Consider the following 25,637-nt stretch of genomic DNA (forward strand, 5'->3'; position numbering starts at 1 on the left):
GGATTGGCGGAACGGACGGCGCGGCTGCTCGGGACGGGCAAGGCCATCCTCTTCTGCGACTTTCTGACGGGGTTAGCCTGGCTGATGGTGGCGGTGACGCCGCAGACGGGCCCGGTACTCTACGCACTCTGCGCCGCGCAGTTCGTCTATGGCATAGGGCTTGGCTTGCGCGGTCCCCTTGAGATGAGTTTCCGCAACGCGGTGACGCCCTCGCGCTTGAGGGGACGAATGAACACGACGATCCGCTCGATAAACTGGGGCCTGATCGCGTTGGCGGCGCCGCTAGGGGGCTGGCTGGCGCTGCAGTTCGGCGATCGCGCGGCGTTGACAATTGCGGGCGCAACGATGGTGGGGACGGGCACGGTTCTGCTGCTCTCGCGGTTCCGCGACGCCTCGATGCCCGCTGACGCACCCGCCTGAGGCGATGACGCTTGCCCGCAACTCTCCCGACCCGCCGCTCACCAACACCGCGGACAGGCGCCTCACCCCCCCGTGTTACCGAACCTTGATCACAACCTTGCCCTTCGCGCGACCCGCGTCGACATAGGCCAAGGCCTCGTTGGCTTGTGTGAAGGGAAATATCTTGTCGACGGTGGCGCGGACGGCGCCTGCATCGATAAGGGCAGAAATCTCTGCAAGTTGCCCGCCATTGGCCGACATCAGCAGGAAGGCGTAACGAACGCCGGCGCGCTTGGCGGCTCTGCGTATCCCCGAACTGGCAAGCCTCAGCACGAGGCCGATCAAGGGGTTGAGCTTCTGGCGTCTTGCAAATGCAGGATCGGGTGGGCCCGAGATGGAAATCACGATGCCGCCCGGCTTGAGAATGCCGATGGATTTCTTGAGCGTTTCGTTGTCCTGACTGTTCAGCACGACATCGTAGCCCGACAGGATTTTCTCAAAATCCTGCGTGCGATAATCGATGGCGATATCGGCGCCCAGCGCCTGAACCAGCTCGATGTTCGCCGCGCTCGTGGTCGTCGCGACCACCGCTCCGAGATGCTTCGCGAGTTGGATGGCGAAGGTGCCGACGCCGCCTGATCCAGCCTGTATGAAGACCTTCTGGCCCTTCTTCACCTTGGCAATTTCGACCAGGGCCTGCCAGGCGGTGAGGCCAACCAGTGGGATGGACGCCGCTTCCTCCATGGTCAGGGATCCCGGCACGATCGCAACGTCGGCTTGGTCCACGGCGATCTTCTCGGCGAAGGCGCCGATGCGCCCGTCGCGTGGCCTGGCATAGACGGCCTCGCCTGCGCTGAAACGCGTGACGTTCGATCCCACCTGGACGATTGTCCCGGCCACGTCGTGTCCCAGCACGAATGGCGGGCGATACGGCAGGATGGGTTTGAATTCGCCGTCGCGTATCTTGCTGTCGAGCTGGTTCACGCCTGCGGCGTGCACCTGAATCAACACGTCATTGTCCTGGACCAAGGGATCGGCGACATCGCCGAAACGAAGGTTCGCGCGCTTGCCGTAGCTGTCGAGGATGAAGGCCTTCACAGGTATCGCTCCTCGGTTCAGGCCTTACTGCGGTAGCGTTCGGCTGGCGCAGCATTGGCCAGGCTTGGCGGCAGGGCGTGGCGGGCGGCCTGGAACGCGTCCCAAAGTCCGGCGTCGGCCAGCGGCGGGATTGTCACGGCCTCCTTCCGGTCGAAGCCCACCAGGGCGGCATCGACCAGATCGTCGACTTCCATGACGTTCTGGAGGGTCGCGACATCCACACCGGAGCGGGCCCAGATCGCGGTCCGCGTCGCGGCAGGCAGCACCGCCTGAACGTAGATGCCCCTGGGCCCGACTTCAGCGGCCAGTCCCTGCGAGAACGTCAGGATATAGGACTTTGTCGCGGAATAGATGCCGGGGAAATATTCCGGCAGCAGGGCAACCGCCGAGCCGATATTGACGATGCTGCCTTCTCCCCGCTCCAGCATGCCTGCCACAGCGGCGGAAGCGAGCAATGTCGGAGCTGTGACGTTGAGCTGGACCAGCCATGCCAAGGCCTCGGGCTTTGCCGTGGCAAATGTCCCCGGCAGTGAATCACCGGCATTGTTGATCAGGAGATCTATCGGCGAGCCGGAACGGAGACGATCCGACACTGCGTTCAGCTGCGTTGCGTCGGTGAGATCTGCAGGCAGCACCTCCACCTTGACGGACCGGGAGGAGCGCAGCTCTTCGGCCAGGGCCTCAAGCTTGTCCGTTGAGCGTGCGACGAGGGTCAGGTCGTAGCCGCGTGCCACGAGACGGCGCGCATAGCTGGCGCCGATGCCGGCGGACGCGCCGGTGATGAGAGCTGTGGACATGAGTGAACCTGTTGAAGACTGAGATGATCGATGCCACATAGATGATGGTCATCATCCAGAAGTCAAGATGACGAACATCATCTAGATTGGAGTTTTTTCGTGGGGACCAGCCAGCATCAAAAGGCTCAGAGCCGTGCAGCCATCATAACAGCGGCGTCGAGGTTGTTTCGGGAGCGCGGCGTCGAAGCCGTGAGTGTCGCTCAGATCATGGACGCGGCGGGCATGACACATGGGGGCTTTCCCCGTCACTTCGCGAACAAGCAGGAGCTTGTGAACGAGGCGCTCGCATCAGCGGCCGACGAGCAGCGGGTCAGCAATGGCACGTCTTCAGGTGACTTCGAAACGTTCGCGAATGCCTACCTGACGCGGCAGCACCGGGACCATCCTGAGACCGGCTGCGTCTTCGCAGCGCTTGGCGGGGAAATTTCGCGGGCGCCCGCTGAAACCCGTCACGTTCTCAGCGAGCGGATACAGCGGCAGGTTGAGGCATTCGGCGACGACCCGGACATGCAGGCAGCCGCTCTGGGGCGCTGGTCCACTCTCATAGGCGCCATGGTCCTGGCGCGCCTCGTGGAACCGGAGGACCTGTCGGATCAGATAATCGCCGCGGCCCGGAAGTTTGTCGGCTTGCCGGACTAGGTCAGCGCCTGAAGCGCGGCAACATCCTGGTTGCGCGTGAGCTGAGCGCTACTGCGAAAGGAAGGCCGTCGCGACCTCGGTGAGGAGCGGCGACTGGATCAGGCTGTAGTGCGTCGTGTTGGGAATGATGGCGAGCTGGCTGGCGGGGCGCTGGGAGCCGTCGAGCCCGGCGTCGCGCTGGCCGCCGCCGAGCAGCTTCCAGAACTCGACCATGTGCTCGGGCCGGATGGAATCCGCGTCCGCAAAGACCAGCAATGTCGGGGCCTCGATGGCCTTGATCCCCTCGCTCCAGTCACGTTCGACGAGGTTCATCTCGCCGCTCTTGCGCATCATCGTCTCCCAGTCGACGTCGGGGTAGAGCTGCGCGAGCGGCGAAGCGGCGATCTGGCTGCCGATGGCGGCCGCCATGCCCGGCATCTGCTCGAAGGCCTGCCGGACCTCGGGGTATTCGCCCTCGGTGCGGAAGGCGACGGAGACCGACACCAGCTTCTCGACCAGCTCCGGGTGCCGCATCGCAACGTGCAGCGCGACGGCGGCGCCGAGCGAATAGCCCATGACGCGCGCCTTGCCGATGCCGAGCCGCCGGAGCACGGCCGCGACGTCGTCGGCCATCAGCTCGGCGGACCAGGGCTCGTCGCTGTCCGTGCTGAAGCCGTGGCCGCGCATATGGATGGCGATCACCTGGTGGGTCTTTGCCATCGCGGCGAGCGGCGCGCCGAACGTGTCGGACGGGTTGACGCCGCCATGCAGCAGCACCAGCGGCGGGCCGTCGCCGTGGATCTCGTAGTGGATTTCGGCGCCGCCGACCGGGACCTTGCCCGTGCTCGAGGGGGTGCTCATCGGATCGTCTCCTGCGGTTTGGGCAATGACGGGTGCTGCGGCGAGGGCCGCAGCCACAAAGGCGAGGATCACGAGGGTGCGTCTCAGCATGGTCGTTCCTCCTGCAATCAGTACGTCGCGAGGTGCCGCTCAAGCTTGTCGAAAGCCTGGTTGGTGCCGAGGGCGAAGCCGCCCTTGATGGCGAAGTCGAGACCCGCGGCGCTCTCGAACTCGGCGCGCATGGTGAAGACCGTTTCGTTGCCGAGCGCTTCGAAGGTGAGGGTCGCGAGATATGTCGGCGGCGGGTTGTCGCGCCAGACTGCCGCGGCCGAGGGCAGCGGGTGGTAGACGATGCGCTCGGGCGCAAGGATCTCGACGAACTGGTAGCGCACGGGAACCTCGGTGCCGTTCGGCGCCCGCATGGTGACGTGCCACTCGCCGCCGGCGTGGAAGTCGAGCTTGCTGATGGTGGAGGTGAAGTTTTCCGGCCCCCACCACTGGGCGAGCAGGTACGGGTCCTCGAAGGTGCGCCAGACGAGGCTGCGGGGCGCCTTGAGGCGCCGCGTGATGACGAGCTCGCGCTGTTCCACCGGGTGTTCCTGCGACTCTCGGGCCATGGCGCGCCTCAGTTCTTCCTGGCCGTCGGATCGGCCGACTGCAGGCGCTCGAGCAGCCCGTCGAGCCGGTCGAGGCTCGTGTCCCAGAACCTTGCGAACTCCTCGATCCAGTCGACGACCTCGCGCAGCGGCTGCGCCTCGAGCCGGCAGGGCCGCAGCTGGGCGTTGCGGCCACGGCTGATGAGGCCGGCGCCTTCGAGGACCTTGAGGTGCTTGCAGACCGCCGGAATGCTCATATCGAACGGCGCCGCGAGCTCCTTGACCGACGCCTCCCCATCCATCAGCCGCATCAGGATGGCCCGGCGGGTGGGGTCGGCGATGGCCGAAAGGGTGAGGCTGAGCTGGTCGGTTTGCATGTCCATCCCTAACCGATTGGTTAGCTAACTGAATGGTTAGTTACAGAAGGTAGAGGGGAGTGTCAAGGAGCCCGGGTGCCAGCAGCTGGCGTTCGGAACGACCGCTATCCACCCATCGGGACGTTGCCGCCAACAGCGCCTGTCGCGGTTCCCGCCGGTCGAGCGGTTCGGCGAAGCGCCACCCTCCCCCGCAAGACATGCCCGACGATTTTCGCGCCGCATGTCGAATCCGGTTTTTCCCACTCGTCGTCTAGTCGCAAAGGCATTTTCCATCGGCCCGGATAACGGGCCACAAGGAGGAAGAAATGACGACGACGTTCGCTACCGAAACGACCACCCCCTTCGTCTCCCGCGCCGTCGAGGCCGTGGTCGAGGCTGTCCGCGCCCTCCACGCCCGCCGCACCCAGCGCCTGGCGCTCGCCGCGCTGATCGAGATGGATCCGGGCCGCCTCGACGATCTCGGCATCACCGTCCAGGACGTTCAGGACGCCATGCAGGCGCCGCAGGCCGGCCGGCATCTCGAAGCCCGCCGCACCGTGCGGGCCAACACCTGGACCGCCAAGGTTGTCGCGGCCTGACTTCGGCTGGGGCGTATCGAGATTCAGTCGCGCCGTCCGGCTGGATCTCGATACGCCCCAGGCCGGCTCCCCTCCCCCTTGAGGGGAGGGGCAGGGGGTGGGGGTCCATCAGTGGACCACCGCACGCCCCCACCCTCGATCCCTCCCCCTTGAGGGAAAGGGAGGCGATGGAGCCGCTCGTTCCACCACGCCCGACAAACCCAGTCCGGGCGCCCGGCCGCCGCTACTTGATCGCGATGACCTCGTTGTCCACCGGCAGCTTGCCGTAGCGAGACGGAAGCGGCGCACCCTCATGGGCGTAGCGGCCGGTCGGGTCGCCGCAGAAATCATGGCCGTTGGCGCGCTCGACGAAGCGGCCGAGGCGGGTGAGTTCGTAGTCCGTGCTCACCGACTGGGCATGCGGGGTTTCGACCAGCAGGTGGTCGAGCGCGTAGTTGTAGGACTGGTACCGGTAGTTCAGCATGGCGACGAACCAGGCGATCGACTGGTCGTTCTCGGCTTTGCGCGCCCGCGCCTCGGCCGCGTCCTCCGGCCCCAGCCGCGAGAGCGCCGCCAGCGCCTCGGCCCGCTGCCGGTCGACCTCGACCACCGCGCAGATCGCCGCGAACGTTGCCGGGATGGTGTCGATGTCGGCAAGGATATGCCGGCCGAGCGTTGCGTAGCGCACCGTCGAGGACTGGTAGTGCGTCTCGCGCAGCCATTTGTAATAGCGCTCGAGCCCGAAATTGCGCGAGCCGGCCGGCGTGATGCGGGTGCGCTGCAGCTCGGTCACGAAATCGAACGACCAGTCCTTGGCGTGCGGCGCAACGAGGAAGCGCCAGATGCGGTCGTGCATCAGCTTCTCCTCGTCCGTCTGGTTGAAGGCCGAGACCGGCTCGCCCCGCGCATTGGCCAGCGAGCGGCCGGCGGCGGGCATCGCCACGTCGTGCATGTAGCTCGGCGCCGCCCGCCCGAAATCCCCCACCGGGCGCGGCCCGCAGGCGGCGAGCGCCAGCAGCGCGATCGCGGCCATGCCCAGCCGCATCCGCCTATCCGCGCCGGCGCCTCGGCTTGTCAGGATCGGAGCGCTGTGTCGACGAAGTAAGCCCGCCTCGCTCATACCGCACTCCGGTAAAGATCACGATCTCGCCGCCGCCGGGCTTGGGACCCTTCGGGGCTACGCTGTTACGCCTGGTGAACGCGACAAGTTTGCCCAACCTGTCCTCCGCTCGTTTCCGCCCCGTTCCCACGAGGGGGCAGGCATTCGGTTGAATCACGCGCGTATCCATTCGCGCCGGGGCCATTAAGAGTTCGTCAAGGTTAACAGTCTGCTAACGAATCGGGGGCAAGAGTAGATTCGGCGCAATTGGGGTGCGTCGGCTCGGTCAATGGTTTGGGAAATGCTTGGATTTCAGCCCTATGAGACGTTTCAGCTTCTGATCGACGGCGGCGGGGTGGATCGAACCAACACGCTGCTCATTGCGGCGTGCGATGCCTATGTGCGGCGCGGCAAGCCGACGGTTCCCGAGATGGAACAGTTCGAAGTCCTGGCCGCCCGGCTCTTTCCGGCCGCCGGACCGCACGCGCGGGCCAAGGGCGCCGCGATCCTCGCGCGCGCCGAACTGCTCACCCCCGACCTCGAATCGCTGGTGGCCGCCTATCTCGGCGACGATCTCGTCGCCTGGCTCGGCACGGCCGAGAATCTTTCCGAGCGCACCATGCTCGATCTCCTCTCCCGCCAGGACGCCGATGTCGCCGCCGCGCTCGCCGCGCGGCCGGACCCCACCAACATCGTTCTCGCCAAGCTCTTCCAGGTCAATTCGCGCAAGGTCTACCGGGCGCTCGCCGCCAACACCTCCATTGCGCTGCGCGGCGCCTATCTCAGCGCGCTGGCCCGCTCGGCGCAGATGGACCACATCGTTGCCGAAGAGCTCAGCACCCGCGCCGATTTCGATGCCGCCCTGCTCGCCCCCGCCTTCTTCGACCTCTCCGATGCGGCCCGCCTCAAGGTCATCCGCGCGTTCTCCAGCCGCGAGACCCCGGCCGCGCCCATCAAGCGCACCATCGAGCAGATCTCGGTCGCCAACGCCGAGCTGACCAAGGCGCTGATGAAGCTCTTCTCCGAGAACCGCCGGCCCGAGGTCACCCGCCTCTTCTCGCAGATCACCGGGCTCGACGAGGTGCGCTGCGGGCAGATCGCCCACGATACCAGCGGGGCCGCGCTCTTCGTCGTGCTGCGCGCCTTCGGCTGCAATGCCGAGGACGGGCTCAAGGTCCTCATCCACGCCACCTCGCACGACCAGGACCGCTCCAAGGCGCTCGCCGAGTTCGTCACGCTCTTCGGCACCATCCCGCAGGATTCGATGGCCTACCTGATGAGCGCCTGGCGCGGCGAGGTGAACCTGCTCGAGCTCGTGCGGCCCGAGTACCAGCCCTTCACGCAGGAGAGCAAGCGCACGCCCGTCGCCGCGCCCGCCCCCGCCCGCAACCCGGCCATCGACCAGGCGATCGAAGCCCTCGCCCGCATCGGCACCCGCCGGGCGGGATAGCCATTCAGCACGCGGCGAGCCTAAACGACCAGCAGCCCGATATCGCCCTGGCGCAGCTCGAGACTCAGCACCCAGAGGTCCGGATCGAACTCGATCTCGCGTTCGATGCGCTCGCGCACCTTTGCCGGCTCCTCCTTGTCGAAGCGGAGCTGGAACAGGCGATCGGCGGTCGGTTCCTCGCGGGCGGCAAAGGAGGCCGGGGTAAAAAGCGACACGGTGCCGTTGAGGTGGTCGACCTCGACGAACACCTGGCCCGCGATGGGATCGCCCCGCCGCGAGACGACGCAGAAATGCCCGAGGTCGTTGTGGCGGCGCACGAACGCGCCGCACCAGAGGTCGCTTCGAAGGTAGGACATTGGCCCCGTCAGACAGCGATCATTCGCTTGACTAAACGCTTGCCCCCGCGGCCACCAGCATGTCAACCAGCGCCGGGCTCACCTGCCCCGTGACGCGGTAGTTGTGGTAGACCTCGAAGTTGCGGATCGCCCGGGCGGTGGCTTCGTTCGCCTGCCCGTCGATGGCGCCGTGCAGGAAACCGAGGCTGGCGAGCCCGCGCTGAACCTGCATCACCAGTTCGCGGCCGGTTGCCGGGGTGACCTGCTGCGTCGGGCCGCGCGCGGCCGAGGGCTGCTGGGCGGGCGCTTGCGTCGCCTGCGGCGTGTTTCTCGCCGCCTGACGGGGCTCGCCGGTCGTCGCTGGCGTCGTCGTCGCTGCCGGCGTCGCGGCCTGCGTCACCGGCGCGGTCGGGCGTGGCGCGGACGCGATCGGCTCGGGCATGGGCTGGCTCGCCGCGCTGGGTTCAGGGCTGGAGAGCAGCGGCAGCGCCGGCACCGGGCGCTGGGCCGGCTGGGACGGGGTGCCGCGGGTGTCGAGCTCGGAAATGATCGAATCAATCGTGTCGGTCGCCGAGGCGACGACCGCGTCGATGGGGTTGGAACGGCTTTCGACCGGACCGATGAGGATATCGGGCTGCTCGGCGACCTCGATGGGCGCCGCGGCGGGTGCCGGGGCAGCCGCCGTCGCGGTCGATTGCGGGGCCGGAATCGTCGCCTGCGGCGCGGGCGCCGGCGCGGCGGCGACCGTCGGCGCCGGTGGAGGGGCGGGCATCCGTCCTTCCGCATCTGCCTCGAGAATCGCCTTGATCACCGTCGGCGTCAACGCACCTTGCGGCGTCAGTCCGTTGCGCTCCTCGAAGGCTCGGATGGCGCGCGCGGTCATCGGCCCATAGTAGCCGTCGACCTCGCCTTCGAAGAGCTTCAGCTCGAACAGCTTCTTCTGCACCTGGAAGACTTCGACATTGCCCACCGGCTGGTCCGGAACCGTAGGCGCGACGCTTCCCGTCGTCTCGCCGGTCACCGGCTGCGCGAGCGGCGTGACGGCCGGCGCCGCGACGACCTGCGGCGCGACCAGCACCTGCGATTCGGGCGTCGCCGCCAGATCGTCCGGTCGTTCGGCGGGAATCGGCGCGAGCGGCGATGGCGCGAACAGCGGCGCCGGGTGCTCGGTGTGCTGGTTGTAGAGCGCGTTGGTGCCGGCGAGCGCGGTCATCGTGGCCAGGGCCAGCATGCCAGTATTGGCCAGCGGCGCGCGCATGTAGCGGGCGATCGCCCACATCCCCGCGCGGCCGAGGCCGGCAAGAGCAGCGCTGCCTGCGGCCATGGGCAGGTGGGAGAGCGTTGAGGCCGTCATAGAGCTTTTCTTTTTTCGTCTTGCCATGAGGTCGTTTGGGCGGGCGGAGACTCGCGGTGCAGGGTCGTGACCGGCGCAGTTTCCGCCACTTTTATTGCCGGACCGTTTAAGGGCAGCAGGACGGTGACGGTTGTCCCCACCCCGATCTCGGATACGGCGCGCAGCGTCCCCCCGTGCAGGTCCACCAGTCCCTTGACGATGGAAAGCCCCAGCCCCGTGCCTTCGTGCCGGCGGTCGAGGCCGTCATTGGCCTGGAAGAACGGCTCGCCGATCCGCGCTACCGCCGAGGCGTCCATGCCGATGCCGCGGTCGCTGACCGAGATGTTGAGGTCCTGCCCCTGCCGCTTCATCGAGACGGTCACCTGCGTTCCCGGGTGCGAGAACTTGATGGCGTTCGAGAGCAGGTTGATGAGGATCTGCCGGCAGGCCCGCTCGTCGGCGACGAGGCCGGGCAAGGGGCGGGAGATATCGCTCTCGAGGGTCGTGCCCCGCTCGCGCGCCAGCGCCTCGACGATGCGGAAGCTCGGCTCGACCAGGCCTTCGGGCGCGAAGGTATCGGTCTGCAGCTCGAACTTGCCCGCCTCGATGCGCGACATGTCGAGCAGCATGCCGACGACCTCGAGCAGGTGCTTGCCGCTCTGGTGGATGAGCGCGGCGTATTCGCGATGCGTCGGGTTCGGCTCGCCGCCGATGCCCTGCGTCATCATCTCGGAAAAGCCGACGACGGCGTTGAGGGGGGTGCGCAGCTCATGGCCGATGGTCGCCAGGAACCGCGACTTGGCGACCGACGCCTGCTCGGCGGCCTTGCGCGCCTCGCGCGCCTGCTGCTCCTGGTCCTTGCGCTCGCTGATATCGCGCAGCAGCGCCACGACCTCGCAGGGGCCGCCGCTGCGCCCGGCCTCGGGAATGGGCGAGAAACCGATCTCGACCCAGAGGTAACGGGGCACCTGGGCGGATTCGCCGGGCCGGTCGCGGCGCATGCGCACCTCGATGGTGCGGGCGGTTCCGCCGCGGTTGGCATCGGCAAAAGCGGTCATGTAGGCCGGGCGATCGGCGACGTGCACGCGCCCGGCAAGGCTCCCGTCACCGAGTTCGTAGCGGCGGCAGCCGAAGAGGGTCTCGCAAGACGGCGAGGCATAGAGCAGCTCGCCGTCCTCGGAAAAGCGCATCACGCCGTCCCGCATATGCTCCACGAGGTGCCGGTAGGCGTTGATCTGCGCCTTCTCGTAGACCTCGTAGGCGCGGTTGACGCGATTGGCCGACATCGCCACGACGATCGCGGCGGCGGCGAAGGCGACGAGTCCGGGCCGCGCCGCCGGATCGATGCCGATCGACAGGCCCGCTCCCGAAAGGGCGATGCTCGCCACGGCCGCGAGTGCGAACGCCGCCCAGCTGCGCTGGCGCAGCTTGGCATCGCCGAGCAGGGACGCGAGCACCGGCCCCAGCACTGCCGTCGCGATGCCGAAGTCGGCGATGTGCCGGTCGGCCACCGCCAGGACGCCGCCGGCCACGATGATCGTTGCGACCTGCGCGCCCGCGGCCTCGGCGAACTGGCGGGTGCGATTGAGCGAAAGGCTCGCCATGCCGCCGACGAGGAAGATGCCGGCCACCGTCAGGGCCAGCCCCTCGCGCAGCGCAACGAGCGCGTAGATGGCGACGGGCATGGCGAGGGCGGCTAGGAGAATCAGCACCAGGGCGTTGTCGGCCAGCGCCGCGCGGCGCATCGCATCGGGACGCGCCGCCGGACCGGCCGCTGCCGTCGACGTCTCTTTGCTTGCGCGAAAAGAGAAAAGCCTGCCCATCGAACTAGAACTCACTTGCCCCGACGCCTTGCGTAGTGCCGGGGCCAGTATTGCCCCGGTCGGGCTTTCTGCCCGTGCCGCCCGAATACGTTTCGGGTCTGTCGCGTTAACCGTGACGGCGAACACCTAAGACACGATTAAGTCGCGGGGCGGCTAACCGGTTCCCACCGCGTGCTTTCTCGGTTTAGCGTAAACAAGACCTTGCCCCGCCTTACCCCCGCCACGGGCATTTGATTCAAATTTTATCGAAAAGTGCGAGCGCGGTTTAATCGAATGCGATTAGCGTTGCCGGCACTGGCAAACGCAACCTTCGTCCGGGAAGACACCCCATGTTCCTCGTGCGCTCGGCCTTCTGGCTCACCGTCGCTTTTCTCGTCATCAAGCCGGGTGTCGACCTCGAGCGCGCGGCCCAGGATCTTTCCGGCCAGGCCCTTTCAGCCGGCCGCCAGGTGGTGGCCGAAGCGATCGCTGCCGATGAATGCACCACCATCGCGTGCGTCGGCGGCAAGGCCGTGCTCTCGGCCGCAATCGCCGAACCGGCGCCGGTCGTCGCGGCCGCCGCTCCCGCTGAACCGGGTTCCGTGCCGCTTCCGCGCCCGCGTCCCGACAGGGCCGGCTGAGGACACGCACCTCATCGCGAGGCGACTGGAAATGCCGGTCGTCATCCCCTAGATAGGGTGCATGAGCACCCCGCAGGCCTTTCAGGACATAGCCGAGAACCTCTCCTTCCTCGACGATTGGGAGGACCGCTACCGCTATATCATCGAGCTCGGCCAGACCCTCCCGAAGCTCGAGCCGTCAGAGCGCGCGCCCGAAAACAAGGTCAATGGCTGCGTCTCGCAGGTCTGGCTGGTTTCGCACAAGAGCGAGGCGGCGGATGGCCGGCCCGCCCTGACCTACCGGGGCGAGTCCGACGCCATGATCGTCCAGGGGCTCGTCGCCGTGCTGCTCGCCCTCTATTCGGGCCGGCCCGTCGAAGAGATCGCCAACACCGACGCCATCGCCCTCTTCGACGAACTGGGCCTGCGCGAGCACCTGACGACACAGCGCTCCAACGGGCTCGTCGCCATGGTCAACCGCATCCGCACGGAAGCGGCAGCCGCCCTCAGCTAAAACTCACTCGAAGCGCGTCGGGCGCGCGTCGAGCCAGCCCTGCACCCTTCCCCGTTCCCGGCCCCGTGCCTCGGGATCCAGCCCCAGTCGCGCGGCGAGCTGATCGAGGCCGATGCGCAGCACCAGCTTGGCGCTGCGGCGCGGCCACCCGCGTTCGGCCTCGACCGTCTGCAAGCCCTTGAGCAGTCCGCAGACATCCAGCACCACCCCGGCGCAGTCGCGCGGCAAAGCGTCCAGCAGGTCGCCGATCCTGCGTCTTGCGTCCAACGCGCTCTCAGCGATGTCGCCCCCGCCGCCCCGCGCGCCCTTGGTCGAGGCAGCCCGCGCCGGATCGTAGGACATGGTGGTGCGCTGGATCATCTGCGCCCGCCCGGCGAGCCGCCTGATCCGTTCCCCCGCCTCCACATGGTGCGGCGCGAGAAACGGGTCCTGCCCGTTGACCGCGAGCGCCAGCCGCGCCAGGGGGCTTTCGCCGAGGTCCTTCAGCCTGCCGTCCGGCATGGCCGTCATGTCGGCGTGGCGGGCAAGGACCGGCTCCGTGGCCGGCCGCTTGCTGTCCAGCCAGGCGCGCGCCCCGCCCGTGGCGCGCAGCACCTCCCCTTCCACCACCAGCACGCCGATGTCGACAAGCCGCCCGGCCTCGCCCGCGTCGAGCCTGACGCTTCGATCCGCGCGCTCGACTTCGTAGCTGCCGTCGGCCTTGCGGACGGCCCGGAAGTTCGGCAACAGCGTGCGCACGAAGCGCCGGGCGATGAGTTCAGAGCGCGCCATGGCCGTCATCCTCCCTACGTTCCAGCACGCCGACGATCTGCCGCTCGAGATCGGCCAGCTCGTTCTCGAAGCCCGGATCGTCGCGCATGTCCTCGACTTTGGCGCATGCATATGAGACAGTTGTCCTATCTCGACCGAAGACCTGGGCGACATCCTTGAACTGCCGGCCCAGCAGCACATGAGTGAGATACATGCTCAGCTGCCGGGCGCGGGCGGTCGTCGCCATGCAGCGCTTGGGGTGGAGAATGAGATAGGGCGGCACGTCATACGTCTTTGATACGACGTGAAGAATAAGCTCGCATTGCCAGTCGCTCCGGGGCTGCGGCGGGGGCGTAAGGGAGGCAACCGGCTTGCTGGTGCCGGCGACGAAATGCTGCATGGTGCGTCTCCACGGATCAAGGAATTTATTCCTAGATCATCGCAGAAGACAATCCCGCGGGGATAAGTTGGGCGTGACGCTGACGTTATTTGCGCGCAGAGATACGGTTTCTGATTATGGATCAGTGGTTTGGCGCGCGGCGGGCAGCTCGATCTCTAGCCCCAAAAACAAAAGGGCCGCCCTTGCGGGCGGCCACCTTGTTGCAACTCTGTTGCGAGACTCAGCCTGCCTTGCGGCCGAGACCGTTGTCCTTGGCGAGCTTGGAGCGGGTCGCCGAGTAATTGGGCGCGACCATCGGATAGTCGGCCGGCAGGCCCCACTTCTCGCGGTATTCCTCGGGAGAGAGATTGTAGTGGGTGCGCAGGTGCCGTTTAAGCGACTTGAACTTCTTGCCGTCCTCCAGGCACACGATGTAGTCGGGCGTCACCGACTTGCGGACAGGCACGGCGGGCTTGAGCTCCTCGGCCGGCGCCGGAGCTTCGTTGCCCTGCAGTGCGCGCAGCGCCGAGTGCACTTCCGCGATCAGCTTGGGCAGATCCGTCGGGCTGACGGCATTGTGGCTGACGTATGCCGAGACGATCTCGGTGCTCAGCTCAATTAGATCGTTATCGAATACGGGCGCCGTGCCAACGGGGTCACTCATATCTCAACCTTTCGCTATTCTTGATTAGTCACGCAGAAAGGGGGCGCTCGCGTGACCGCGGATTCGTAGTGTTCTTCCATAAGCAATGCAAGCAGTGGGATCAATTTTCCCAGTGCTTCATTTTCTTACCATTCATTAGGAATGTGACTGAATTTCAGCATCCAGATCATTGATCACAGTGGAAGCGGCGGGTTTGTAACCAGAACGCCAGCTTGCCTGTGCCAGAAGGTGCGCAGAAACCGGTGTCGTCAAAAGCAAAAAGATGAATCCAACCAATGCGCGTAAAATAATGGGCATGTCCGCCGACAACAAGGCCACCGCCGCCAGGATGAAACCGGCGCTCACTGCCCCCGCCTTCGAGGCCGCGTGCATGCGTGTATAGAGATCGGGCAGGCGCAGTATGCCGATGGCGGCGAGGAGCGCAAATAACGAGCCCGTCAGGATCAGCGCCCCGGCCACATATTGAACGACATCTACCATGCTCAGCCCTCTTCCCCGGCCCGCGCGCGGATATCCTCGGCCCGGTTGGCAGCCGTGCGTGCCAGGATGTAGCGGGCAAACGCGATGGTGGCGAGGAACCCGAGCAACGCCAGTGCGATGGCGATGTCGAGGTAGAGCATCAGCCCGGTGCGCGCGGCAATGACGCATACGAACCCGAGGCCGACCGTCGTCAGCGCATCGAGCGCCAGCACCCGGTCGGGCAGCGTCGGGCCGATGACGATGCGCACGACGACGAGGATCAGCGCCAGGCCCAGGATAGCCAGGCCGATCAGCGTTGCCAGCGACAGGAACTCGGCGCCGGTCATTGGGCGAATACCTCCATGACCTTTTTCTCGAATCCGTTCTTGATATCGGCGATGAGCGCTTCCCGGCTCTCGAGCGTGAGGACGTGGACGAAGAGCTTGGTCCTGTCCTCCGACACGACGGTACTGAGCGTTCCTGGCGTCAGCGTGATGAGGTTGGCCAGAAGCGTGATCTCGGCGTTCGACTTGACGTCGAGCGGCACCGCGACGATGGCCGGGCGCAGCGTGCGGCGCATGTCCGGGCGCAGCACGATGGCCGCGACCCGCAGCGCGCTCATAAACAGTTCGCGCAGGAAAAGCCCCGCCAGCGAAAGTGCGCGGCGCACCTGGCGGAGCGCACGGGGGGGCGCGAGATAGGCGCGCAGCAACAGTACCGCGGCCGCGCCGATCCCCGCCCCGAGCAGCAGGTTGAGAAGCGTGAAGGCGCCGGTGATCGTCGCCCAGACGAACGCGAGAACCAGGATCAAGAGCAGGATGTTCATGGGCCTACTCCTCCGGTGCGAGGCCGACGGCCGCGATATAGCGCGACGGGTCGATGAAGTCGGCGGCCCCGGTGCGGGCGGCCTCGAAGGCGAGGTCGGGCAGGAGCCCGGCGACGACGATAACCCCGGTCAGGGCCGCTGTCGCCCCCAACCCGAACCACCCCTCACGCCGCGAGAGCGGTCGCACGTTGGCCGCCTGGTGCTCGGAGCGGTCGCCCTCGGTGCCTGCCCGCCAGAAGATATGCGCCCAGAGGCGCGTTCCGGCGATGAGCGTCAGCCAGGCATTGACGAGAAGCGCGATCGCGACCGCAAGGCCCGTCCAGTCGATAGCCGCCCCCGGCGTTGCCAGGTCTAGACGTTCCAGCCCTGCCTGGATCAAAAGAAGCTTCGGCCAGAAACCGAGGAAAGGCGGCACGCCCGCCGCGGCCAGCACCAGGACGATGAAGAGGATCGAAAGCGGGGAACTCGCTGCGTAGATGCCGCCCATGCGCCGGCTGTCGGTCTCGCCCGTCACCTTCTCGACAAGTCCGGCAATGAGGTAGAGCGCAGTCATGGTGAGGATGGCGTGGAAGATATAGAAGCCCGAGCCGGCAACGCCTTCGGCGCTCGGCAGGGCGATGCCGCAGAAAACGACGCCGATGCCGCCGATGACGACGAAGCCCATTGCCCGGCGCAAATTGGTCTCGGCGATGGCCCCGAGCGGCGCGATGACGAGCGTGGCGACGGCGATTGCAACCAGCACCGGCTCGAGCAGATCGCGGCTTGCCGGGAACAGCATCAGCAGGGCGCGCATCAGCGCGCAGATGCCGACCTTGGTCAAAAGCCCCGCGAACAGCGCCGAAACGGCCGCCGGCGGCGTGTGGTAGGAGGCAGGCAGCCACGCGTTGACCGGAAACGCCGCCGCCTTGGTGCCGAAGGCCAGCAGCAGGAGCGCGGCTATACCGGCGAGCGCCGCCGGATTGGCATCGGGCGCTTTAAGGGCGATATCGGCCATGTTGAGGGTGCCGAGCAGCCCATAGGTCAGGCCCAGCGACATGAGGAACAGCGTCGTCGCGATGAAGTTGAGGAAGCCGTACTTGACCGCCCCGTCGAGCTGCAGCCCGCGCCCGCCGAGCACGATCAGCCCGAACGAGGCGATCAGCATCACCTCGAACCACACGTAGAGGTTGAAGAAATCGCCGGTGAGGAACGAACCGGTGACGCCCGCGAGCAGCAGCAGCACCATGGCGAACTGCCCGTCGCGGTTGTCGCCGGGCGTGCGGTCCATCTGCATGTACACGACGAGGACGAGCGTCACCACCGCCGAAGTCAGGGCGAAGCCGGCGCCGAAGATATCGGCGGTGAAGCTGATTCCGAAGGGCGGCAGCCATTTGCCCATGGTCATGGAGACCGGTCCCTCGGCCATCACACGGGCAAAGAGCATCGCCTCGCAGGCGATGATGGCGACAAGAAAGAGGATCGCGAGCCCCGCATGGAACATGCGGGCGCGGCGGGTCGTCAGCAGCAGCGCCGCGCCCATCAGGCAGAGCGCCATGGGCAGCACGATCACCCAGTCGGCGGCGGCGGTCGCCGTCTCGATCATGGCCTGCGGCAGTGAGCTGCTCGTCGCTGCCATGTCAGTAGCTCAGCGGCGGCCGGCAGCCGTCCTCGGGTTCGGCCAGCCGCATGTTGTCGGTATTGTCGGCATCGAGCGCCTGATAGGTGCGGAAGGCCAGCACCAGCAGGAACGTGAACATCGAAAAGCCGATGACGATCGCCGTCAAGACAAGCGCCTGCGGCAGAGGGTTGGCGGCGCCAGCGATCGTCTCCTCGCCATAGGGCACGATCGGCGCCACCTCGCGCGTTAGTCGCCCGCCGACAAAGATCAACAGGTTCACCGCATTGCCGAAGATGGTCACCCCCAGGAGCATGCGGATGACCGAGCGCGACAGCAGGAAATAGACGCCAACGGCAACGAAGACCCCGATGAGCGCAGCCAGGATGTAGTTCATCACTCCCCCCCTCCGTCCCGCTCGTCCTCGAGGGCAAGCGCGACAGCCGAGATCGTACCGAAGACGACCAGATAAACACCGATGTCGAAGACCATCGGCGTCGAAAGCGCCACTTCCGTTCCTTCAAGCTCGAGATAGAGCCAGATGCTGGTCATGAACGGCGCATCGATGAAAAGCGAGGCGAGCCCCGAAAGCCCGGCGATGAAGACGCCGAACCCGGCATAGGCCAGCGGATCGAACTTCAGCGCCCGCCGTACGTCCCGCACGCTCGAGGACATGCCGAGGATGGCAATGGCGGATGCCGCGATCAGCCCGCCGATGAAGCCGCCGCCCGGCTCGTTGTGGCCGCGCAACAGGATATAGACCGAGAACACCGCCATGATGGCGACGATGAGCGGCGCGATGGTGCGGAAGATGACGGTGTTCATCTCGCCTCCTCGCCCGCAGGTTTCGGCTCGACCTGCCGGGCGGCACGCCCCCCGCGCTGCCCGCGGATGAGGGCGAGGATGGCGATGCCGGCGGCCATGACGACACTGATTTCGCCCAGCGTGTCGAAGCCGCGGTAGTCGACGAGGATCACGTTGACGATGTTGTGCCCGTGGGCGATCGGCACGCTGGTGGCGAGGAAGAAGTCGCTGAGGCGCGTGTCGAGCGTACCGGTCAGAATGGTCGAGAGCAGCAACGTCACCCCCGCGCCGCAGAGCACGGCGACGGTGCCGTCGCGCATCGCATCCTCGAACGGGCGCCGGTCACGCTCGTCGAGCTTCAGGCGCGTCATCACCAGCGTCAGGATCACGACGGAGAGGATCTCGACCATGAACTGGGTGAAGGCGAGGTCCGGCGCGCCGAACAGCAGGAAGAGCAAAGCCACCGCTATGCCCTGCACGCCCAGCGACACGATGGCGACCAGCCGGTTCTGCGCCGCGACCAGCACCACGAGGCCGATGATGGCGAGCGCGACCACCGCCCACTCGTAGATGGCAAGGTCCGACCAGGACCAGCCGGTCGCGGCCCATTGCCCGAGGGACACGGCCGGTGCCAGCGTCTCGAGCCCGCCGAGGCTGACGAGCGGCACGATGAGAGCGATGGCGAAAAGCGCGAAGAACACGACGAGGTAGAGCTCGAGCCGCCCGTGATGCAGGAACCGCGTGGCCGCGCCCGAAAGGCGGATGAGCCCGAACATGGCGGCATCGAACCCCTTGTCGAACGTCCAGCCGAAGCCAGTTTCGAGGCGGCGCAGGAACGCGCGCAGCGCATCGAGCTGGTAGAAGACGAGGACGCCCAGGGCCCAGGTCAGCACGGAGAGCCAGAAGAGGACCGACGCCGGGTTGAGCGCCAGGGTCAGGTGGCTTTCGACGGGAAGCCCGAGGATTGCCGTGCCTGCCGGCTCGAGGATCGCATGCCCGAACCAACCGACGGCGAGCGCGGCGGCGATGCCGAGCACCGCCAGCACCAGCGGTCCCGCGACGAGCGCAAGCGGTCCCTCATGCGCCGGCTTGGGCGTTTCCACCGTCGGACCGGTGAACGGGCGCGCCGCGACCGCAATGCCGACGCCGGCCAGCAGGGCGTTGCCGGCGATCAGCACGGCGAGTACGAGAAGGCTCGCGGCGTCCGCTTCGGCGAGGGCCAGATACATCTCTTCCTTGGCGAGATACCCGACGGTCAGCGGCAAGCCGATCATGGAAACGGCCGCAAGCGCCGCGGCGATGAAACTCGCCGGCATCTTGCGCATCAGACCGCCGAGCGCGGTGATGTCGCGGGTGCCCGTCTCGTGGTCGATGACGCCGACGGTGAGGAAGAGCCCGGCCTTGTAGAAGGCGTGGGCAACGAAATAGACGATCATCGCTGCGATCGCCGCCTCGCTCCCCAGCCCGATCAGAAGGACGAGCAGCCCCAGCGAGGCGATCGTCGTCTGCGCCAGCATCTGCTTCAAGTCGATCTGCTTGATGGCCGCCACCGCACCCCATAGCAGCGTCACGCCGCCGAAAAGGGTCAGGATCGTCATCCAGGCCGGCGTGTCGCCGAGCACGGGTGTCATGCGCGCCAGGAGATAGACGCCCGCCTGCACCATCGTCGCCGAATGCAGGAACGCCGAAACGGGCGTCGGCGCTTCCATGGCGTTGGGCAGCCAGAAATGCAGCGGGAACTGCGCCGACTTGGTGAAGGCCGCGAGAAGGAAGAGCACCAGCGCCAGTCCGTAGAAGGGGCTCTCGCGCAGCAGGTCGCCGGTCTCGCGCACGCCGCTCAACTCCCACCGGCCGGTGATCTGCTGAACGACCAGCGCACCGAGCAGCAGGGCGAGCCCGCCGAGATTGGTGACCACCAGCGCCTGGATGGCGGCGCGCCGCGCGGCCTGGCGGGCATGGTCGAACCCGATGAGCAGGAACGAGGTGACCGAGGTCAGTTCCCAGAAGGTGAAGAGCGCCACCATGCTGTCGGAGAGCACCAGCCCCAGCATCGCGCCCATGAAGGCCAGCATGAAGCCGAGGAACCGCCCCTGGTGCGGGTGTCCTGCGAGGTAGGAGCCCGAATAGATGATGATCAGCGCGCCGATCCCCGAGATCGTCAGCGCGAAGGTCAGGCTCAGCCCGTCTATGAGGAAGGAGAGCGCGATGCCGTAGGCCGGCGCCCATTCGAGGCTCGCCGTCACGATCTCCCCGCCCGCCACCGGCTCGAGAAACCTCAACAGAAAGACGAAGATCGCCGCCGGCACGATGGCCAGCACCCATCCGGCATGGGCGCCGGTGAACCGCGCCGTCGCCGGCGCCAGGATCGCGGCCAGGAACGGAGCGATCGCGACAAGAATGATGCTCGTTTCGGGCGAGTATCCCACGCGGGCAAGGCTCCTGCCTTGGCCGGACGACGATTCGTACCGGCGGGTTGGAAATTGCCGGGGAGATTACCGATTGAACCCCCGAGGACAAGCCAAATCGGCGCGTCAGTCGGTCCCACCCACAAGTCGTGCGCGTTTTTGGGTAGCAAGCCGCGACAGGGACGCCTACATCTTCCGAAACAAGGAGACGAAGCGATGAGCGAAGACTTCAAGGTCAAGAAGACCGACGCCGAGTGGCGGGCCGAACTCTCCCCCGAACAATACCGCGTTACTCGCGAGCACGGCACCGAGCGCGCCTTTTCCCACCCGCTCAACGTAGAGAAGCGCGACGGCATCTATCATTGCGTCGCCTGCGGACAGCCGCTCTTCGAAGCCTCGACGAAATACGAATCCGGCAGCGGCTGGCCGAGCTTTTACAAGCCCATCAGCCCGGATGCCGTCGGCGAGACCGTCGACAATTCGCACGGCATGGTGCGCACCGAGATCCACTGCAACAACTGTGGCGCCCATCTCGGCCACGTCTTCCCCGACGGCCCCCAGCCGACGGGCCTGCGCTACTGCATGAACGGCACTTCGCTCGATTTCGAGCCGAGGGGGTAGTGCCCATGGCGACTGTCGCTATTTGCGCATCGATGACCTTCATCGATGCGGTAGAAGAACTCGCCGTGCGCCTTATCGAACGAGGTCATACCGTTCATACGCCACACCGGGAAGAAGTGGCTGTCAACTGGGCAGCTCTAACCGAGGGCGAGGCGCTCTCGCGAAAACGAGGGTACATCGACCGGCACCTCGACCTGATACGAGCGTCCGATGTCGTTCTTGTGGCCAATTACGACAAACATAGTGTCAGTGGCTATGTTGGCGCCAATACGCTGATGGAGTCGGCGTTCGCCCATGCCTTGAACCTGCCCGTGGTTCTGTTGTTCCAGTTGGGCGAGCAACCTTGCCAATTGGAGTTGGCAAGCATTACCCATAGCGTTCTGGGCGGTGATCTGGACGCCCTTCTGCTGCACCTGAACGGTGCGAACTCCTAACGTTCCAAGAGACCCCTCCGATGACGACCAAGCCCACCCCGCCGGTTGCTGCTCGCAAGCCTCACGCGGCCACGCACCACAACGTCACGCGCGACGACCCGTACCATTGGCTGCGCGCCGACAACTGGCAGGAGGTGATGCAGAAGCCGGAGACACTGGACGGCGAGATCCGCGCCTATCTCGAGGCCGAGAACGCCTATTACGAGGCCGAGTTCGGCGCGCCGACGGAGGCTCTGCGCGAGGCGATCTACAAGGAAATCCGCGGACGCATGAAAGAGGACGACTCGGGCGTCCCGACCCCGGACGGGCCGTGGGCCTATAATTCGCGCATGCTCGAGGGCAAGCAGTATCCCCTCATTGTGCGCACGCCGCGCGAGGGCGGCGAGGAAACGGTGCTGCTCGACTGCAATGTCGAGGCGGGCGACGATTATTTCGGCTTTGCCGGCGCAGAGCACGATTTCTCGCACCGCTACCTCGCCTGGGCCACGGACCGCGCCGGCTCGGAATATTACGACATCGTCATCCGCGACCTCGAGACCGGCACGGACAGCCCGGAAGTCATCACCGGCACCGCCGGCGACTACGTCTGGTCCAACGACAGCCGCTCGCTCTACTATGCCGAATATGACGAGAACCACCGCCCGTTCCGCATCCGCCGGCACGACATCGGCACGCCGCAGGAAAGCGACGCCATCGTCTACGAGGAGAAGGATCCCGGCTTCTTCGTCGGCGTCGGGCGCACCCAGTCGGACAAATTCATCGTCATCGATGCCCATGACCACCAGACCTCGGAGGTCTGGCTGATCGACGCCGACAAAGGCGGCGAGCCCCGGCTCGTCGCGCCGCGCGTCGTCGAGCGCGAGTACGAGGTCGAGGAACGCGAAGGGCTCCTCTATATCCGCACCAATGCCGGTGGCGCCGAGGACTACAAGATCGTCACTACGCCGGTCGAAACCCCGGACGCGGCGAGCTGGACCGACCTCGTTCCCCACCAGCAGGGCGTCCTCATCCTCGATATCGGCGTCATCAAGAACCACCTCATCCGCCTCGAGCGCTTCGAGGGACTGCCACGCATCGTCATCCGCGACCTGCGCACGGGCAGGGAAGAGACGGTCAAGTTCGAGGAGGAGGCTTATTCTCTCGGCATGTCGCTCGGTTACGAGTTCGACACCACGACCTTCCGCCTCACCTATTCCTCGCCGACGACGCCCAACCGCACCTACGACTACGACGCGCAAACCGGCGAGCGCACGCTCCTCAAGGAACAGGAGGTGCCCTCCGGCCACGATCCGGCCGACTACGAGACGCGCCGCGTCTTTGCCGAGGCGCCCGATGGCGAGCAGGTGCCGGTCACGGTGCTCTACCGCAAGGGCCTGCCGCTCGACGGCACCGTCCCTGCTCTCCTCTACGGCTATGGCGCTTATGGCATGTCGATGCCGGCGGCCTTTTCCACCTCCGTGCTCTCGCTCGTCGACCGCGGCTTCGTCTACGCCATCGCCCACATCCGCGGCGGCATGGAAAAGGGCTATCGCTGGTACCGGCTCGGCCGGCGCGAGCACAAGGTCAACACCTTCACCGATTTCATCGCCGCCGCCGAAATGCTGGTCGAGAAGCGCTTTGCCGCGCGCGATCGGATCGTGGCTCAGGGCGGATCGGCTGGCGGCATGCTGATGGGCGCCGTCGCCAACATGCGGCCCGATCTCTGGGCGGCGATCCTGGCGCAGGTGCCGTTCGTCGACGTCTTGAACACCATGCTCGACGACACCCTGCCGCTGACCCCGCCCGAATGGCCCGAATGGGGCAATCCACTGACGATTCCCGCGGATTACCAGCGCATCGCTTCCTACGCGCCCTACGAACAGGTCTCGGCGCAGGATTACCCGCCGATCCTGGCGCTGGCCGGTCTCACCGATCCGCGCGTCACCTACTGGGAGCCGGCCAAGTGGGTGGCCAAGCTGCGCGCAACCAAGACCGGCGACGCGCCATTGTACCTGAAGACCAATATGGGCGCCGGCCACGCCGGCGCCTCGGGGCGCTTCGATCGCATCAAGGAGACTGCCATCTGCTACGCCTTTGCGGTGAAGTCGGTGGGCCTCGAGGCGTAACCCGCTATACCGCAACCGATTGTAGCACCGTCACAATCGGCTTATATCAGGAACCCCACCCCGTTCCGCGTCCTCGGCGGAATCCATCACTATCCAAGGAGGCTACAATGGCTTTTGAACTGCCCGAACTGCCCTATGCCAAGGACGCGCTGGCGCCCTACATGTCGGCGGAGACCCTCGAGTTCCACCACGACAAGCACCACCAGGCCTATGTGACCAACGGCAACAAGCTGCTCGAGGATTCGGGTCTCGAAGGCAAGAGCCTCGAGGAGATCGTCAAGGAGAGCTACGGCAAGAACGCCGGCCTCTTCAACAACGCCGGCCAGCACTACAACCACATCCATTTCTGGAAGTGGATGAAGCCGAACGGCGGCGGCAAATCCCTGCCGGGCGCGCTGCAGAAGGCCGTCGATTCCGATCTTGGCGGCTTCGACAAGTTCCGCGAGGATTTCCTGGCCGCGGGCCTTGGCCAGTTCGGTTCGGGCTGGGCGTGGCTTTCGTTCAAGGATGGCAAACTCGAGGTCACCAAGACCCCGAACGGCGAGAACCCGCTGGTTCATGGCGGCACGCCGCTGCTCGGCGTCGATGTGTGGGAGCATTCCTACTACATCGACTACCGCAACGCGCGTCCGAAGTACCTCGAAGCCTGGTTCGACAACCTCGTCAACTGGGACTATGTCGCCGAGCTCTTCGAGAAGGCCGGCAAGTAACAGCTCCTTGCGAGCTTTGCTTCAGCCCGTCCACTCCGTGGGCGGGCCTTTCTTTTGCTGCGCGAAAACGCAACCGCCCCCTTCTTCCCGCCGTTTTCTCATGGTAACAAATTGTTAACCATGGAGTTTCGCCGTTGAGTCAGCCGGGCAGGATCGTTGCCGTTCTCGCCGCAAACCCGGCGTTGTCGTCGGTTTTGACGATGGTGCTGCGCTCCGACTCGCGGCTGCGCGTGCGCCCGTTCGAGAGCGAGGTGGCGCTCCTCACCTATATACGCATCGCGCCGGTCGATGTGCTGGTGGTCGATCTCGACCGTGACGGGGAATCCGCGGCCGGCATCGTTGCGGCGCTGCGGGCGGACAGGGGTATCGTGCGCGAGGATTTCCAGGCCATCGCCCTTACCCGCACCGTCACCACCGCATTGCGCGAGAAGAGCATCGCGGCGGGCATCGACGAGGTCATCGTCAAGCCCATGTCGCCGCGGCATCTGCTCGAGCGCGTCATCGCACGCCTCGAACGCGAGCGTCCTTTCGTCCTAGCGCCCCGCTATCGCGGGCCCGAGCGGCGCAACCGCCTGCCCGGCACGCGCCCAGCCAACCATGGCCGGCGCCTCGGCGACAACGTGGTGGAGCTCTTCCCCGAGAACGCCTGAGTGCCTGCCGAGGGCACCAAGGCCCCCTCACCCGGCCCCCCCCATTGGGCCGACCTCTCCCCCAAAGGGAGAGGTGAAGGGGGCACCCCGGCAACACCGGGCACCACACCTCTCCCTTTGGGGGAGAGGTCGGCGCGAAGCGCCGGGTGAGGGGGCCTTGAATAGATTCTGTTGTCAGCCTTGATAAGGCACCGGCCGCAGACAAGCCTCGAGCCACGAGGCCGCCTCTACCTTCCCCCGCACTCCTCGATCATCCGCGCCGCCCGGACCCACACGTCCTCCACCGAATCGGCGAACTGAATTACCCGGTCATAACCGCGCAGGCCATGCGAGAGCACGTCGGCGGCATAGCCGCGCATCGCTTCGAAGGCGCGGTTCTTGTTGAGCAGCACCACCGGGCGCGCCATGCCGGCCTGCCGCGCCGCCGTCCAAGCGGTAAAGAGGCTGGAGACCGATGCCAGCGACCCCGGCAGGCCGATATAGGCGTCCGTCTGCAGGGCGATGCGGGCAAGCCGCTCGGTGGGATCGGAAATCACCTCGATGGGCACGTCCGAAAGCGCCGGCGGCAGGACGATGCTAGCGTCGGCGACGACCGCCGCCTCCCCCCCGGCTGCGCGCACCGCGGTGATCAGCGGAATCGGCAGCGTTCCCCGTTCGGCAAGACACAGAACCCGCGCGCCGCGACGGGCGAGATAGCTGCCCGCCTGGGACATGATGCTCGACCGTTCCGCGTCGCCGGGCCCTTTGTCGGAGGCGAAGACGGCGAGGGTCGGGTGCGCCAGGGGTTGGTGCATGCGCGAG

The 25,637-nt window shown here is 66.3% G+C and carries 31 protein-coding genes; 11 read left to right on the forward strand and 20 right to left on the reverse strand.

Annotated elements, in window-relative coordinates; genetic code table 11:
* Positions 1-420, forward strand: a 420-nt coding sequence (locus tag VE25_RS22990; protein ID WP_046108783.1) for an MFS transporter, incomplete at its 5' end; no start/stop codon positions are given.
* 75 nt (positions 421-495) lie between these two features.
* Here the strand turns inward: VE25_RS22990 and VE25_RS11550 are convergent.
* Both VE25_RS11550 and VE25_RS11555 read right to left on the reverse strand, forming a co-directional pair.
* Positions 496-1,497 (reverse strand): NADP-dependent oxidoreductase, encoded by a 1,002-nt coding sequence (locus tag VE25_RS11550; protein ID WP_046108784.1) that lies wholly within the window; start codon positions 1,495-1,497, stop codon positions 496-498.
* Between the two features lie 17 nt (positions 1,498-1,514).
* The gene (locus VE25_RS11555) at positions 1,515-2,294 is read right to left on the reverse strand and encodes an SDR family NAD(P)-dependent oxidoreductase (protein ID WP_046108785.1); all 780 of its coding nucleotides are present in this window, start codon (positions 2,292-2,294) and stop codon (positions 1,515-1,517) included.
* A 99-nt stretch (positions 2,295-2,393) separates the two neighbouring features.
* On the opposite strand from VE25_RS11555, the gene VE25_RS11560 reads away from it, so the two are divergent.
* Complete coding sequence (locus VE25_RS11560; RefSeq protein WP_046108786.1) at positions 2,394-2,933, forward strand: TetR/AcrR family transcriptional regulator; 540 nt, start codon at positions 2,394-2,396, stop codon at positions 2,931-2,933.
* 48 nt (positions 2,934-2,981) lie between these two features.
* Here the strand turns inward: VE25_RS11560 and VE25_RS11565 are convergent, their stop codons facing one another.
* Genes VE25_RS11565 through VE25_RS11575 form a run of 3 tightly spaced genes read right to left on the reverse strand, consistent with a single transcriptional unit; the run spans position 2,982 to position 4,725 of the window.
* Positions 2,982-3,863 (reverse strand): alpha/beta fold hydrolase, encoded by an 882-nt coding sequence (locus VE25_RS11565; protein ID WP_201776077.1) that lies wholly within the window; start codon positions 3,861-3,863, stop codon positions 2,982-2,984.
* Between the two features lie 17 nt (positions 3,864-3,880).
* Positions 3,881-4,369, reverse strand: coding sequence for an SRPBCC domain-containing protein (locus VE25_RS11570; protein WP_046108787.1), 489 nt, complete (start codon positions 4,367-4,369; stop codon positions 3,881-3,883).
* Positions 4,370-4,377: 8 nt separating this feature from the next.
* Positions 4,378-4,725, reverse strand: a complete 348-nt coding sequence (locus VE25_RS11575) for an ArsR/SmtB family transcription factor (RefSeq protein WP_046108830.1) — start codon at positions 4,723-4,725, stop codon at positions 4,378-4,380.
* Positions 4,726-5,030: 305 nt separating this feature from the next.
* Here VE25_RS11575 and VE25_RS11580 point away from each other — a divergent pair, with 305 nt between their 5' ends.
* Positions 5,031-5,303 (forward strand): hypothetical protein, encoded by a 273-nt coding sequence (locus tag VE25_RS11580; protein ID WP_046108788.1) that lies wholly within the window; start codon positions 5,031-5,033, stop codon positions 5,301-5,303.
* A gap of 223 nt (positions 5,304-5,526) precedes the next feature.
* Here VE25_RS11580 and VE25_RS21870 read toward each other — a convergent pair whose 3' ends face one another.
* Positions 5,527-6,315 (reverse strand): hypothetical protein, encoded by a 789-nt coding sequence (locus tag VE25_RS21870; RefSeq protein ID WP_152664598.1) that lies wholly within the window; start codon positions 6,313-6,315, stop codon positions 5,527-5,529.
* 367 nt (positions 6,316-6,682) lie between these two features.
* Here VE25_RS21870 and VE25_RS11590 point away from each other — a divergent pair, with 367 nt between their 5' ends.
* The gene (locus VE25_RS11590) at positions 6,683-7,831 is read left to right on the forward strand and encodes a DUF2336 domain-containing protein (RefSeq protein WP_046108789.1); all 1,149 of its coding nucleotides are present in this window, start codon (positions 6,683-6,685) and stop codon (positions 7,829-7,831) included.
* 20 nt (positions 7,832-7,851) lie between these two features.
* Here the strand turns inward: VE25_RS11590 and VE25_RS11595 are convergent, their stop codons facing one another.
* The 3 genes from VE25_RS11595 to VE25_RS11605 are packed head-to-tail and all read right to left on the reverse strand — an operon-like array spanning position 7,852 to position 11,322.
* Positions 7,852-8,187, reverse strand: coding sequence for a DUF1491 family protein (locus VE25_RS11595; RefSeq protein ID WP_046108790.1), 336 nt, complete (start codon positions 8,185-8,187; stop codon positions 7,852-7,854).
* 31 nt (positions 8,188-8,218) lie between these two features.
* Positions 8,219-9,520 carry a peptidoglycan-binding domain-containing protein gene (locus VE25_RS11600; protein WP_046108791.1) on the reverse strand — a complete coding sequence of 434 codons (1,302 nt, stop codon included), beginning with the start codon at positions 9,518-9,520 and terminating at the stop codon, positions 8,219-8,221.
* On the reverse strand, positions 9,517-11,322 hold the full coding sequence (locus VE25_RS11605; RefSeq protein WP_046108792.1) for a PAS domain-containing sensor histidine kinase: 1,806 nt from the start codon (positions 11,320-11,322) through the stop codon (positions 9,517-9,519). Before VE25_RS11605 ends, VE25_RS11600 begins: the two co-directional genes overlap by 4 nt.
* A 329-nt stretch (positions 11,323-11,651) precedes the next feature.
* Here VE25_RS11605 and VE25_RS21875 point away from each other — a divergent pair, with 329 nt between their 5' ends.
* A complete protein-coding gene (locus VE25_RS21875; RefSeq protein ID WP_052731916.1) occupies positions 11,652-11,942 on the forward strand; it encodes a hypothetical protein in 291 nt (96 codons plus the stop codon).
* Between the two features lie 61 nt (positions 11,943-12,003).
* A complete protein-coding gene (locus VE25_RS11615; protein ID WP_046108794.1) occupies positions 12,004-12,435 on the forward strand; it encodes a SufE family protein in 432 nt (143 codons plus the stop codon).
* Between the two features lie 3 nt (positions 12,436-12,438).
* On the opposite strand, the gene VE25_RS23360 is transcribed toward VE25_RS11615, so the two are convergent.
* The 10 genes from VE25_RS23360 to VE25_RS11665 form a co-directional block, all read right to left on the reverse strand.
* Positions 12,439-13,206 (reverse strand): DUF6456 domain-containing protein, encoded by a 768-nt coding sequence (locus tag VE25_RS23360; RefSeq protein WP_244466911.1) that lies wholly within the window; start codon positions 13,204-13,206, stop codon positions 12,439-12,441.
* On the reverse strand, positions 13,193-13,585 hold the full coding sequence (locus tag VE25_RS11625; RefSeq protein ID WP_046108795.1) for a helix-turn-helix domain-containing protein: 393 nt from the start codon (positions 13,583-13,585) through the stop codon (positions 13,193-13,195). The genes VE25_RS23360 and VE25_RS11625 overlap by 14 nt, the downstream gene beginning before the upstream one ends.
* A 220-nt stretch (positions 13,586-13,805) precedes the next feature.
* Complete coding sequence (locus VE25_RS11630) at positions 13,806-14,228, reverse strand: Ros/MucR family transcriptional regulator (RefSeq protein ID WP_046108796.1); 423 nt, start codon at positions 14,226-14,228, stop codon at positions 13,806-13,808.
* A 135-nt stretch (positions 14,229-14,363) separates the two neighbouring features.
* Positions 14,364-14,708, reverse strand: coding sequence for a monovalent cation/H(+) antiporter subunit G (mnhG, locus tag VE25_RS11635; RefSeq protein ID WP_046108797.1), 345 nt, complete (start codon positions 14,706-14,708; stop codon positions 14,364-14,366).
* A 2-nt stretch (positions 14,709-14,710) separates the two neighbouring features.
* Positions 14,711-15,034, reverse strand: coding sequence for a cation:proton antiporter (locus tag VE25_RS11640; protein ID WP_046108798.1), 324 nt, complete (start codon positions 15,032-15,034; stop codon positions 14,711-14,713).
* The gene (locus VE25_RS11645; protein WP_046108799.1) at positions 15,031-15,513 is read right to left on the reverse strand and encodes a Na+/H+ antiporter subunit E; all 483 of its coding nucleotides are present in this window, start codon (positions 15,511-15,513) and stop codon (positions 15,031-15,033) included. Before VE25_RS11645 ends, VE25_RS11640 begins: the two co-directional genes overlap by 4 nt.
* Positions 15,514-15,517: 4 nt before the next feature.
* Positions 15,518-17,128 (reverse strand): proton-conducting transporter transmembrane domain-containing protein, encoded by a 1,611-nt coding sequence (locus tag VE25_RS11650; protein ID WP_046108800.1) that lies wholly within the window; start codon positions 17,126-17,128, stop codon positions 15,518-15,520.
* A gap of 1 nt (position 17,129) precedes the next feature.
* Positions 17,130-17,504, reverse strand: coding sequence for a Na+/H+ antiporter subunit C (locus tag VE25_RS11655; protein ID WP_046108801.1), 375 nt, complete (start codon positions 17,502-17,504; stop codon positions 17,130-17,132).
* A complete protein-coding gene (locus VE25_RS11660) occupies positions 17,504-17,932 on the reverse strand; it encodes a Na(+)/H(+) antiporter subunit B (protein WP_046108802.1) in 429 nt (142 codons plus the stop codon). The genes VE25_RS11655 and VE25_RS11660 overlap by 1 nt, the downstream gene beginning before the upstream one ends.
* A complete protein-coding gene (locus VE25_RS11665; RefSeq protein WP_046108803.1) occupies positions 17,929-20,337 on the reverse strand; it encodes a putative monovalent cation/H+ antiporter subunit A in 2,409 nt (802 codons plus the stop codon). The genes VE25_RS11660 and VE25_RS11665 overlap by 4 nt, the downstream gene beginning before the upstream one ends.
* 195 nt (positions 20,338-20,532) lie before the next feature.
* On the opposite strand from VE25_RS11665, the gene msrB reads away from it, so the two are divergent.
* The 5 genes from msrB (at position 20,533) to VE25_RS11690 (ending at position 24,836) form a co-directional block, all read left to right on the forward strand.
* On the forward strand, positions 20,533-20,937 hold the full coding sequence (msrB, locus tag VE25_RS11670) for a peptide-methionine (R)-S-oxide reductase MsrB (RefSeq protein ID WP_046108804.1): 405 nt from the start codon (positions 20,533-20,535) through the stop codon (positions 20,935-20,937).
* Between the two features lie 5 nt (positions 20,938-20,942).
* Entirely contained in the window at positions 20,943-21,371 is a 429-nt protein-coding gene (locus VE25_RS11675) for a hypothetical protein (protein ID WP_152664599.1), read from the forward strand.
* Positions 21,372-21,391: 20 nt separating this feature from the next.
* Positions 21,392-23,476: a S9 family peptidase gene (locus VE25_RS11680; RefSeq protein WP_046108805.1), complete on the forward strand. Its 2,085-nt coding sequence runs from the start codon at positions 21,392-21,394 to the stop codon at positions 23,474-23,476.
* 107 nt (positions 23,477-23,583) lie between these two features.
* Positions 23,584-24,186, forward strand: a complete 603-nt coding sequence (locus VE25_RS11685; protein WP_046108806.1) for a superoxide dismutase — start codon at positions 23,584-23,586, stop codon at positions 24,184-24,186.
* Positions 24,187-24,320: 134 nt separating this feature from the next.
* Positions 24,321-24,836, forward strand: coding sequence for a response regulator (locus VE25_RS11690; protein WP_152664600.1), 516 nt, complete (start codon positions 24,321-24,323; stop codon positions 24,834-24,836).
* A gap of 227 nt (positions 24,837-25,063) precedes the next feature.
* Here VE25_RS11690 and VE25_RS11695 read toward each other — a convergent pair whose 3' ends face one another.
* Positions 25,064-25,630 (reverse strand): LOG family protein, encoded by a 567-nt coding sequence (locus VE25_RS11695; RefSeq protein WP_046108808.1) that lies wholly within the window; start codon positions 25,628-25,630, stop codon positions 25,064-25,066.
* Positions 25,631-25,637: the final 7 nt, after the last annotated feature.

This window comes from Devosia geojensis (genome assembly GCF_000969415.1).
Classification (GTDB): Bacteria; Pseudomonadota; Alphaproteobacteria; order Rhizobiales; family Devosiaceae; genus Devosia; species Devosia geojensis.